The organism is Pseudoalteromonas sp. OANN1 (assembly GCF_024124685.1).
Lineage (GTDB): Bacteria > Pseudomonadota > Gammaproteobacteria > Enterobacterales > Alteromonadaceae > Pseudoalteromonas > Pseudoalteromonas piscicida.
Genome location: NZ_JAMXSE010000008.1, coordinates 188614 through 199129 on the forward strand (window position 1 = coordinate 188614; position 10516 = coordinate 199129).

The window sequence follows — 10516 nt, forward strand, 5'->3', positions numbered from 1 at the left end:
TGTAGTTTAATTTGTATAGGAAGCCTCAATTACGACAAAATGATGCAGTCACATTGCTAACCATAACACACCCATTTGGGGGTTCAAATTTTAGCCAGAATGCATAATCTAAATGTTCGAACAAAGCCGCGTTAAAGACTGAAATAAGCCGCTTTGCCCTTTATCGTTAATTTCGCGGGCATTCTATCGAAAAGACAGCAGAATATGCTGTTTTATTTTTAAGGAATACGGTAAATTTGCGGGTAATCTCAAACCCTCACAAAATTTTATGCTGATATGACGACTTCCATTAAAACTCGGGTATTAGATCGCATCGATTTAGCAATCTTAGACGCGCTCCAGCGCAATGGTCGGATCTCTAATGTAAACTTGGCGAAAGAGGTAAACTTGAGTCCGAGTCCTTGCCTCGATCGAGTAAAAAAGCTCGAGTCGGAGGGGTATATCGAAGGGTATACGGCAAGATTAAATGCCGCAAAACTTGGCCAGCATTTGGTTGCGCATGTGGAAATCACCTTAAAAAGCTCGACCGAAGCGGTATTTGAGGTATTCAAACAGCATATTGTAAAAATCCCCAACGTCGTTTCTTGTGATATGGTAGCTGGTGGCTTTGATTATTTAGTTAAGATCCGAGTTCAGGATATGCGTCAATATCGTGAGGTATTAGGTCAAATTGTTGAAATACCTGGCGTTGGTACAAATCATACCTATATGGTGATAGAACACGTCAAAGAAGACATGGGTGTAGAAGTACTGAACTATCAGTAGCTGTTGGCCTAATTTAAGGAATAATAAATGCAAAAAGTGGTACTTATCACCGGTGCGAGCCGTGGGATTGGTGCGGCAACGGCTCAACTGTTGGGGCAACAAGGATTTACTGTTGTTATAAATTACAAGCAGAATGTGCAAGCCGCAGAAACGGTTGCAGATACCATCCTAAGTAATAATGGTAAAGCGCATTTGTTACAAGCAGATGTCACAGACGAAAAATCTGTAGAGGCGATGTTTGACAAAATAAAGACCGATATTGGTATGGTTACGCATTTGGTCAACAACGCTGGCGTGCTGAATACGCAGACTCGAGTTGAACACATGACTGCAGCGCGTATCAACAATATGCTTACCAGTAATGTTACGCCGTATTTTATTTGTGCTCGCGAAGCAATTAAACACATGCGTTTGAGCGCTGATCCGGCACAGTGCGCGATTGTGAATGTATCGTCGGCAGCTTCTTATTTAGGTGGGGCCAATGAATATGTTGACTACGCGGCTGCAAAAGGTGCAATAGACAGCTTCACTAAAGGCTTATCTCTGGAATTAGCCGCTGAGCAGATCCGTGTGAACTGCGTGAGACCGGGTTGTATTTATACCGATATCCACGGCGACGGTGGCGAACCAAATCGAGTTGATCGTCTAGCCGATTTTTTACCGCTGAAGCGAGGTGGAACCGCGATTGAGGTTGCCAATGCCATCGCTTGGCTTTTAAGTAACGAAGCAAGCTTTGTTACAGGAACTTTTATTGATTTAGCTGGAGGGAAATAGCAGTTGATGAAAAATAAAATTGTTTATGTCTCAGGAACATTCGATTTATTTCACAGTAATCATTTAAAAATGATTAGTTATGGCCGAGGTTTAGGAGACACGTTAATCGTTGGTGTGAGCACCGATGAACTTGTTTGTTCTTATAAAAAGCCACCGGCAGTGCCATTTGAAGAGCGTTTAGCGATTATCGAAGGGTTAAGAGACCCAGATCTTGCTATTCCACAACGTACTTTAGATCATCGTGAAACAGTGAAAAATCTAAATATTGATGTGTTCGTGATTGGCGATGATTGGAAGGGAAAATATGATTATCTGAAAGAGCTTGGCGTTCAGGTATTTTACTTTCCTTATGGTGCTGGTGTTAGCTCTAGTAACTTAAAGCAAAAAATCTACGACCAGTATAAAAAGCTGATTGAGCAAAGCGACAATCATCCAATCCCAGAGCCACAGAAATGAACGTGTTAATAACGGGCGGACAGGGTGGTCTCGCCGCTTATTTAAGCGATGAACTGAAGCGCTTAGGACATGAAGTGGAAGCGCCATCGCGCGTGCAGCTTGATGTCTCTAAACCAGCTGAAGTTGAGCGTTTTTTTGACGACAAATCTTATGACTGTGTAATCAATGCGGCAGGAACGCTTTACTCAAGTTTAGTGGCAGACTCTGAGCCAAATCTCTGGATCCGTGACATCGAAGTAAACCTAATCGGTACTTATTTAATTTCTCGTGCTGCAATTAAAGCTAACAAAGCGGTACATTTGATCAATGTGGCGTCGACGGCGGCATTTAACAGCTACAAAGATTGGACGTCTTATTGCGCTGCGAAAGCCGGAGTGGTGACCTTATCTAAAGGTCTTCACAAAGATGGCTATAAAATAACAGTACTGTGTCCCGGGGCAATAGATACGAAGCTGCGCGCTGGTCTTACTATCAATAATTCCAATGTGATGAGCATACCACAAGGTGCTGCGCCAATCTTAGAGGCTGTAACTACACCACAGCACATCGGTAAGCTGTTTTTTTATCGCCTGAATGAAAGTCGTAGCGAGTCGCTTGATTAGACTGTTTTGCTAATATTCGTTGGCACAATGCGTTTGAGCTACGCGCTCAATATGATTGCGCAAGGTCGGTGCAAGCAGTTTGTAATAGTATGTGGTGGCATGGAAGTCACCGCGCTCATCACTGACAAAATGAGGGATTTGTCCTGCGACTTTAAAGCCCAAACTCTGATATAGGATTTCTGCGTCCGAATCTGATTGTGTGTCAAGGACGAGTAACGATATCTGCTGCCTCGTAGATTCTTGCTCTATGGCTTGCATCAGCTTTGTTGCCACGCCTTTTCGTCGGCTGTTTGGATGCACTAATAGCTTTTCCACTTCTGCTCGGTGCTGAGCATTATCTTTTGTTGCTGGTGAGAGTTGCACACAACCCGCCATTACGCCATTAAGTTCAGCGATAATAAGCGTCTTTTGCGACTTGATCACAGCATCGAATACCTGCCACCAGTAGTTTTGTATTGCTCTGTTAGAGGATGAGGGCAAAAAGCCGATAGAGGCGCCAAGATTAATACAGGCTTGCGTCAGTGCGCTGAGTTGTTTTACCCAAAGCTGACAATCTAAGCGATTGTATTTCAAGCTAGGCGCCTGAATAATGCGAAGCTGCATAGCGCTATTAGACAAACTGTTCATGCAGTTCCTTATTTATCCGAGCCAGACTTTGCTCAAGCCTTGCCTTTTCATGCATTAATTTTTGCCATCGAGTTTGCTGTTTCTCTTGGGTGTTTCGCAGTGCTTCGTAAAGTGCTCGTTGCGGCACATGATAGGCTTTTGCAGCTTGTGATGGGGTGAGCATATCGTTCATTACTGCGTGTACTGCTGTGTCTAGTTTGCCAAGTGTCATTGTGCCTTCTCCTTAACATCTACTGGGTTTGTTGCTGTATCGTGCACAGGCCAGATACTCACGTCCAAATGCCAAAGTAAGTACATCGTTTGATATAAAGTGTACATAATTACGCTCCTTTCATCCGTCGTGTCGTTTAATAAGGAAAAACTGTGCCAGAAATTAAAACTATTTAATATCAATAGGATGCGGTTTGCGTTGGTCTGTAAATACGTTCGCATTGCACTGCTTTAGTGAGGTGGGTGCAGCATTTGCACCGAATTGAACAGAATTAGCGCGAGAGTGCTTAAAAGTTAATTTGGATCAAATTAAAGTGAATGAAGTAAATAAAATGTTTATTTTTAATATTTGGATAGTAGGCTTTGTGCGACTTTATTGAAGGAGCATTTTTTCATGTCTGAATTATCCAGAACCCAAGATATTACAGACCCTGAGGGGTTACAGTTCCAAATTCAAATCGACGACATTGCGGTTAATGTATGCGATGGTGAAACCGTGTTGTCTGTTTTGCTTGCGGCGAACTACAAGCAAATTATGGAAAGCGATCGAGAAGCCGTATCTGGTGCTTATTGTGGTATGGGCGTTTGTCATTGTTGTCAGGTAACGATAAACAAGCAACATAAACAAAAGGCTTGCCAAACCTTAGTACAACCCAACATGCAGGTTGAAACTAAACAAAATCGTTTCAAGCAGGTTGGAGTATAGTGTGATGTCTAATTGTCAAAAAGAAAAAATCGTTATTGTTGGTGCAGGGCCTGCTGGCGTTAGCTGTGCAGCTGAGCTGGCTAAATATGGCATTACTAGCACCTTAGTGGATGAAGCACCAAAAATTGGTGGGGTGATCTATCGCGGGCCACTTCGACAAGCAAGTAAGCTTCCTCATTTAGATGAAAATCTTAAACGTGCGATGGCTGCACTAAAGGTACGCTACGAACATCATAAACAAGATATAACACTACAACTACAAACCAAAGTGCTTGGGCCCGAGGGCGAAAGCGGTTTGCTGTTGCAAACACAAAATCAGTTAACACAAATAGATTACACCAAGTTGGTTCTGGCAACTGGTTGTCATGAGCGCAGTGTGCCATTTGAAGGATGGCAGTTACCTGGTGTGATGTTAATGGGCGGGATGCAACTTCAGCTTAAAAGTGGGTTAGTTCGGCCAGGGAAAAAAGTGGCGTTAGTCGGAACTGGACCATTATTGCCACTGGTTGCTTGCCAGTTACATAAATCCGGTGCACAAGTGGTTGGCGTATATGAAGCGAGTCGCTTTAGTGAACTGGCGAAAGAGACCGTGGCGCTGCTCAATAAACCTAAGCTTACGCTTTCGGGATTGAGTATGTTGGCGTATCTCAAAAAGCATAATATTCCATTCAAGTATGGCTATGGCATTGTGAAAGCAGAAGGCCAAGAAAAACTCTCCAGTGTTATCGTAGCGCCTTACGATGAGCACTGGCATGCGGACTTGTCAAAAGCACAGCATTTAGCCGTGGATAGTTTGGGAGTTGGCTATGGTTTTGTTGCCCGCACCCAGCTTGCCATGCTACTTGGGGTTTCTTATCAGTACACCACCACGAATGGTTATGTGCCTTTATTAGATGACAATTTACGCAGTAGCTTAAATTCAATTTTTGTCTGTGGTGATACCAATGGTTTGCTAGGCGCAGAAGCGGCTATCATTGAAGGGAAAATGGCCGCAACCATGCTTGCCTATGAGCAAGCCTGTTTAAGCGAATCGACCTTCCACACGCGGATGCGCAAGCTCAAAACTAAGCGTAAGCAAGCACAGAAGTTTAGAGCCGGATTTGACCGCTTCTCGGCGCGCAGAGAGGGGCTGCTTGCGTTAACCCAGCCAGATACCGTGGTGTGTCGCTGCGAACAAGTAAAGCGCCAGCAACTCGATTTAGCATTGCAACAAGGTGCAAAAGATTTATCTAGCGTAAAAATGAGAACCCGTATTGGCATGGGAGACTGCCAAGGAAAAATGTGTTCTAGCTATGCGTTAGATCGACTGCAAGCGGCAGGGCACTTAGATACGCTGGGCGTGATAAGGCCAAGATTCCCACTTGACCCAATTCCGTTTACTTTACTGGAGAAAAACCATGAAGCAGTATGATGTCATTATCGCAGGTGGCGGTGTAATTGGTGCGGCTTGTGCCTATTTTTTAAGCCGCGATACCAACCTAAAAATCGCGTTAGTAGATTTAAAAAAGCCGGGTAACGCGTCTCGTGCATCTGCGGGTGGATTATGGGCAATTGGTGAGTCGGTCGGACTTGGCTGTGGTGTGATCTTCTTCAAAACCTTGTCGAAGCTCCAAAGTGAAGGCGATACCGAAGCTGCACAAACATTGCGGCCGCATCAATTACCGGAATGCTTTTTTGAACTTGCGCTCAAGTCAAACGAGTTATATCCAGCACTGCATGAAGAAATGCTGGCCAGACACGATGTCGACTTTAAGTTTGAACGTACCGGTCTTAAATTCATTATGTACAATCGCGATGATGAAATATATGCAGATAGCATAGTGTCAGGGATCCCTAATTTGTCTTCGCAGATCAGGTGGTTAGACCAACAGCAATTACGTGCAGAGGAGCCTTACATCACCCCAGATGCAATTGGTGCAATAGATTTTATTTGCGACCATCAGGTAAACCCATACCGGTTAGTTGATGCGTACACTGAGGGGGCGCGTCAAAATGGTGTTGAGTTATTTTTGAATACCGAAGTGCTAGAGGTACTGCGTGAAGGCAATAAGGTGATAGGCGTGAGGACGCAAGATCAAAGCCTGCATTGCGAGACCTTAATTAATGCCGCTGGTGCCTGGGCGGATGACATTTACCATCAGGCGACAGGTAAACACATGCCAGTTTACCCGGTTAAAGGCCAAATAGTGCTATCTGAGCGCATGCCTAAAGTATTAAATGGTTGTATCAGTACCAGTGATTGCTACATTGCACAAAAGGACAACGGCGAAATTTTAATTGGCTCTTCTACCGAAGAGAAAGGTTTCGATACCACCAATAGTCTAGATAAAATTACCGAGCTGTCGCAAGGTGCTATGAAGTGTTTGCCGGTGCTAAAAGAGTCGAGTATTAAACGTTGTTGGGCAGGACTTAGACCTGGTACACCGGATGAGCTGCCAATTTTGGGCCCCGTTGATGGAGTAGAAGGTTATATTAATGCGTGTGGACACTTTAGGACGGGGATTTTAATGTCGGCCATTACTGGCACGCTTATTACTGAACTCATGACAGGCAAACCTACCTCTGTTGATTTAGCTCCGTTTCGCGTTGAACGATTCAAATAAGCGTTTGATTCTGTTGTCTTAATGGGATATATCTAGTTGCTGATGAATATTCCATTAAGGCAAGATAGACGGTGCAATTACGCAAGCCTAAAAAACTAAACCGAGGTGATACCCTTGCGATTGTATCACCTAGCTGGGGTGGCCCAGGTATATTTCCTCACATCTTTGAGCAAGGGTTAGCAAACCTGCGTTCGCTTGGTTTTAATATTGTTGAAATGCCGTCGGCTCGAACGGCCGCGGATGTGCTCTTTTCACAGCCACAATTACGTGCAAAAGATATTAATGATGCCTTTGCAGACCCGAATATCGCCGGGATAATTTCTTCTATTGGTGGTTCAGATTCCGCGCGGATCCTACCTTATTTAGATAAATCCGTTATCTTGAATAACCCTAAGTTTATGATGGGCTATTCTGACTTTTCGACGCTTACCACATTGCTGAACCAATGGGGATTAGTCACCTTTAACGGCCCATCGGTCATGGCCGGTTTCTCCCAGTACCACAACGCTAGTGCTGAGTATCAAGCCTATTTAGCGCAGGCGCTGCTAGGTGAAGTCCATTATCCAATATTCAAAGCTTATTCTCATGGGTATCCTGAGTGGGCAATACCAGAAAACGTCGGTAAGCTGCATCCCGTTATTGCGACAAATGGTCCTAAAGTACTGCAAGGTACTGGGCAAGTGGAAGGGCGGCTATTTGGTGGCTGTTTTGAAGTGATGGAGATGCTAAAAGGCACAGAATACTGGCCATCGCCGTCATTTTGGCAAGACAAATTGCTATTTTTAGAAACCTCTGAAGACAAACCCAGTCAAGACTATATTCGCTTTTGGTTACGTAACTATGGCGTAATGGGCGTGTTTGAAAAAATATCCGGCTTAATGATTGGCCGCGCACGGGACTACAGCGAGCGCGAGATGGCTGCGCTTGATGAAGTGATTTTATCGGTTGTACGTGATGAGTTTGGCTGTGACAGTTTACCCGTAATAACTCGGCTTGACTTTGGCCATACCGATCCGCAGTGGATTTTGCCGCTAGGAATACAGCACCGCTTGGATTTGGATAACTTCAGTCTAGATGCGATAGAGCCTGTGTTTGATTTGTTGTAGTGATGAGGGAGACATACTGTGCTGAAAAGTTTTTTTGGTGATTGTAGGCAAATTTGCTGCTTTGAGTGAAAAACTAGAACTCGCAGTCAAAACTAATCCGCTTAACCACACCAGAAGAGCATAACTTCTCGGCGGGTGAACTGCCTCCCACAAAACTATTTAGACTGTGAGGTAGGAGGCTGCGCTGATAGTCTTTGCAATGCTTGCAAGCAGCGTAATCATAAAAATTGTAGAAGATCTCACAAGCAACTTATTCCCCCTCCATCACACCCGAAAAGCATAACTTATCGGCGGGTAAACCACCTCCCACAAAACTATTTAGACTGTAAGGTAGGAGGCTGCGCTGATAGTTTTTGCAATGCTTGCAAGCAGCTTAATCATAAAAATTGTAGAAGATCTCACAAGCAACTTATTCCCCCTCCATCACACCCGAAAAGCATAAGCTGATATGCAATGTGCCGACAGGATGTCGGCCAAGTCTTGTCTGGCACACGGACGTGCCTGACAAGACGGTTGCACTATATCGGCTTAGGGTTTGAGGATTGAGTGTGATGTTGGGGCGACGTTTTCTTGGTTCGCTCGATCGCGTCGTGTAAAAAGAATGAACGAGAAGCGCATGGATGCGCTTTGATAGCAGCCAAGGAGGGTATGTTTGATTATGGCTGCTTTGTAAAATCTAGTAGTTAACCTGCTTAATTGCTTAGGCTAGCGGCCTCTGTACGCGTAAAAAATATAATTGCTTCTTAAGGCAAATTTAGGTGTAATGAATACATAATAAGCGCTGAGCAATGCAGGGAAAGCTTACATAACACTAGCTAAACTGATTACACTAGCTAGGAAAGTGAGAGCCTCCAAAAAGCCTATTTTTTCTAAGTAAGCCATAGCATAAACAACACCGACTCTGCCACATCGAGCGGGTAGCGGCTCAGTCCAACAAGCGGTTATGCAACACAAACTGCGTGCCGCATAAATACTAAAATGTTATAGCTCAAGTGGTAAATCGCAAATTTTGAAGGTGTTATGGAAGAAATAGAATTAGATTATGGGGCAATAACCCTTGATAATGCGACTCTTAAAGGTGAAGGCTATCGGTTCTATGAGGGCTTGCTTGCCCAGATGAGACAGTTTAAAGAAAGCCCTGTAAAAGTTCTTCAAACCGACATAGTACACAATGAAGCAATCAGCCATATTGGGCAAGAGATATCAAGAACTCGCTCCTCGATTGAGGGGGCGCTAAGGTCTGCGAATAAACAGCTGAAAATAAAACCTGATGTTATCGAAAGTGCAAGAGCGTTACTTTCAATAGAAGGCGGTGAATCTGAGATAGCGGAAGAAAGACTAAAAAAATTCTATGAATTCATTGGGGCTGAAAAAATAGACTCTGGCGAATATGCAGACCTTTCACTTTTGATGGAAATGTATTTTTCCACTGAGGCGCCTTTTGAAACTGGAAAAGACAAAAAACATGAATTTCCAGACGCCATAGCTTTGCTGGCCCTCGAAGGGTGGGCGGAAGAGAATGACATAGATATTATCGCCGTTAGTCAAGATAAGGGTTGGAAAAACTACTCTGAAAATTCAGATAGGATTACATTAGTATCTTCTCTGGCGGAAGCGCTAGAGAAGTTTCAGCCTCATAATAAAGTTGCAAGTATTATCGCTCATATCAGAGAGGATTCTCTGCTTGAAGGTGACAATCATGTTCTACAAGAGATTGAACAGGCAATCATAAATAGCATTGATGGCTTCGATGTTTGGGTTGAAGCAAGCTCATATATGCACTTCGAATGGGATGATACTTCCGCTTCATACATTTCTCATGAGCTGGATAAAGATCAGAAGGGCTTGGTAAAAGTCAGAGTTATAAGCATAAACGATGAAGCAATAGTCTTAAAAGTAGGAGCATTGGTAGAAGTCGAAGTAGAGGCTAGTTTTGATTTTTCAGTGAGAGATTCAATAGATAAGGATTACGTTGGTATGGGAGGAAACGTTTGCTCAACCACTGAGTCTTATCATACCGATATACTATTGACCCTAACTGGTGATTTTTCTCGAGACTTTGATGATATTGAAGTTTCTGAAATAGAAGTGCTAGAGACTATTGAGCACGCTGACTTTGGCGAGGTTGAACCTGATTGGAGAAGCGATAGCGAAGACGAAGAGCTATAACAAAGCGTTGCACTCCGACACCCAAAGCTCCGCGCCTTTTGTGTGTTCCGCTTCGCTTCACTTTAACACAAAATCCGCTCCACTTCGGGCGCGGGTGAGCGCGGCGTTAGGTGTATAGGAGGTTGAGGTGACACACGGTGGGGCTGGGGCGATATTCCCACTACTTATCCTGTTATTAGTATCTCTAACAATCACCTTGATTTGGGTGTTTTATGGTCAAGGTAAGACATAGAAATAAGTGACACTCATCACCATTAACAGCATAGTCATAACGATATGCAAGCTCCAGCAGTAGCAGAAGGAAAACTTAATTCACTGTCCGGATTAGTTGACCACTACAAGCTGTGGAAGTGAAATAAACACTTAATGCGGCGTTGAGGCTGTAGAATTACTCTTTTCAGGTACTGGATTCTTGGTTTTGGATTGACTGTTTCTTAACCTTGAATCGAGTTGGTTACTGTGATCTAATAGATATTATTCACCCACGGTAATCTGTTA

The 10516-nt window shown here is 43.8% G+C and carries 11 protein-coding genes; 9 read left to right on the forward strand and 2 right to left on the reverse strand.

Annotation, left to right across the window (positions count from 1 at the left end; translation table 11 throughout):
- The first annotated feature begins 276 nt into the window (after window positions 1-276).
- From NH462_RS09625 to NH462_RS09640, 4 genes are read left to right on the forward strand one after another with little or no spacing between them, the layout of a single operon-like run.
- Complete coding sequence (locus NH462_RS09625; RefSeq protein ID WP_010371968.1) at window positions 277-765, forward strand: winged helix-turn-helix transcriptional regulator; 489 nt, start codon at window positions 277-279, stop codon at window positions 763-765.
- Between the two features lie 27 nt (window positions 766-792).
- The gene (locus tag NH462_RS09630; RefSeq protein ID WP_253105534.1) at window positions 793-1539 is read left to right on the forward strand and encodes an SDR family oxidoreductase; all 747 of its coding nucleotides are present in this window, start codon (window positions 793-795) and stop codon (window positions 1537-1539) included.
- 6 nt (window positions 1540-1545) lie between these two features.
- Complete coding sequence (locus NH462_RS09635; RefSeq protein ID WP_010371961.1) at window positions 1546-1995, forward strand: adenylyltransferase/cytidyltransferase family protein; 450 nt, start codon at window positions 1546-1548, stop codon at window positions 1993-1995.
- Entirely contained in the window at window positions 1992-2597 is a 606-nt protein-coding gene (locus NH462_RS09640) for an SDR family oxidoreductase (protein WP_253105536.1), read from the forward strand. The genes NH462_RS09635 and NH462_RS09640 overlap by 4 nt, the downstream gene beginning before the upstream one ends.
- 9 nt (window positions 2598-2606) lie before the next feature.
- Here NH462_RS09640 and NH462_RS09645 read toward each other — a convergent pair whose 3' ends face one another.
- Both NH462_RS09645 and NH462_RS09650 read right to left on the reverse strand, forming a co-directional pair.
- Window positions 2607-3224 carry a GNAT family N-acetyltransferase gene (locus NH462_RS09645; RefSeq protein ID WP_253105538.1) on the reverse strand — a complete coding sequence of 206 codons (618 nt, stop codon included), beginning with the start codon at window positions 3222-3224 and terminating at the stop codon, window positions 2607-2609.
- Window positions 3208-3435, reverse strand: a complete 228-nt coding sequence (locus NH462_RS09650) for a helix-turn-helix domain-containing protein (RefSeq protein ID WP_253105540.1) — start codon at window positions 3433-3435, stop codon at window positions 3208-3210. The genes NH462_RS09645 and NH462_RS09650 overlap by 17 nt, the downstream gene beginning before the upstream one ends.
- A gap of 393 nt (window positions 3436-3828) precedes the next feature.
- Here NH462_RS09650 and NH462_RS09655 point away from each other — a divergent pair, with 393 nt between their 5' ends.
- From NH462_RS09655 to NH462_RS09675, 5 genes are all read left to right on the forward strand, one after another.
- Window positions 3829-4140 carry a 2Fe-2S iron-sulfur cluster-binding protein gene (locus tag NH462_RS09655; RefSeq protein WP_253105542.1) on the forward strand — a complete coding sequence of 104 codons (312 nt, stop codon included), beginning with the start codon at window positions 3829-3831 and terminating at the stop codon, window positions 4138-4140.
- Between the two features lie 4 nt (window positions 4141-4144).
- The gene (locus tag NH462_RS09660; RefSeq protein WP_253105544.1) at window positions 4145-5551 is read left to right on the forward strand and encodes an NAD(P)/FAD-dependent oxidoreductase; all 1407 of its coding nucleotides are present in this window, start codon (window positions 4145-4147) and stop codon (window positions 5549-5551) included.
- Window positions 5538-6743, forward strand: a complete 1206-nt coding sequence (locus tag NH462_RS09665) for an FAD-dependent oxidoreductase (RefSeq protein ID WP_253105546.1) — start codon at window positions 5538-5540, stop codon at window positions 6741-6743. Before NH462_RS09660 ends, NH462_RS09665 begins: the two co-directional genes overlap by 14 nt.
- Before the next feature lie 71 nt (window positions 6744-6814).
- Complete coding sequence (locus NH462_RS23015; RefSeq protein ID WP_253105548.1) at window positions 6815-7849, forward strand: S66 peptidase family protein; 1035 nt, start codon at window positions 6815-6817, stop codon at window positions 7847-7849.
- 1020 nt (window positions 7850-8869) lie between these two features.
- Window positions 8870-10018: a PIN domain-containing protein gene (locus tag NH462_RS09675; protein WP_253105550.1), complete on the forward strand. Its 1149-nt coding sequence runs from the start codon at window positions 8870-8872 to the stop codon at window positions 10016-10018.
- The last annotated feature ends 498 nt before the right edge of the window (window positions 10019-10516 follow it).